This window comes from Streptococcus oralis, from assembly GCF_003943825.1.
Classification (GTDB): Bacteria; Bacillota; Bacilli; order Lactobacillales; family Streptococcaceae; genus Streptococcus; species Streptococcus oralis_CD.
Genome location: NZ_RJNJ01000049.1, coordinates 1 through 825, shown reverse-complemented (window position 1 = coordinate 825; position 825 = coordinate 1). Strand labels below are relative to the sequence as shown.

Genomic DNA, 825 nt, shown 5'->3' with positions numbered 1-825 from the left:
CATCTGTATAGTTTGACGTACCAGTTTTACCAGCTTGTGGTAGCCAAGGGAGGTAGGCTCCTCGACCAGTTCCGTATGCCAAAACGGTTTTCATCATATCTGTCATCATATAGGCTGTCGTTTCTTTCATAGCACGTGTACCAGAATCAGAGAATTCTTTTGAACTGCCATCACTAAAGACAATCTTATTGATATACATAGGTTTGCGGTAGATACCGCCATTGGCAAAAGCAGCATAAGCCGCAGCCATCTTCTCGCTGCTTGCTCCATACTTTTTGTCAGATTCGGTTGTATTACTTGAAATAGCATTAGCATAGTGTATGCTTGGGTAGTCAATACCTAGTCCATTTAGGAAGTTCTTGGCACGATCGAGACCTACTTTCTCTAGCGTTTCTACAGCCGGTACATTCCGTGATTGCTGGAGAGCATACTGGAGTGTTATGTTTCCAAAGTAACTCTTATCCCAGTTATAGACAGGGGTAGAGGTTCCGGGGTAATTATAAGGACTATCGTGGACAATCGAAGCAGTTGAATCATAAACGCCGTATTCCAAAGCAGGAGCATAGTCTGTAATAGGCTTCATGGTAGAACCCCAGTCACGGTTAGTTTCTACAGCCTGGTTTATTCCAAAGGAAACGTTACTTGATTGGTGGCGAGCACCTAATTGGGCAATGACTTTCCCGTTTGTGACATCAACGATAGTGGAGGCTACCTGTAACTCATCATCTGGATAGTTGACATACTCGTCCGTATTGTAAATATCCCAGAGACGTTGTTGGACCTTAGAATCAACGTTTGTGTAGACTTCCATACCCGTAGTTAAAA

At 43.4% G+C, this 825-nt stretch carries 1 protein-coding gene; it reads right to left on the bottom strand.

All coding sequences use genetic code 11. The features are described from left to right. Positions 1–825: penicillin-binding transpeptidase domain-containing protein (locus tag D8863_RS10490; protein ID WP_260469799.1), on the bottom strand; the 825-nt coding region annotated here is incomplete at both ends.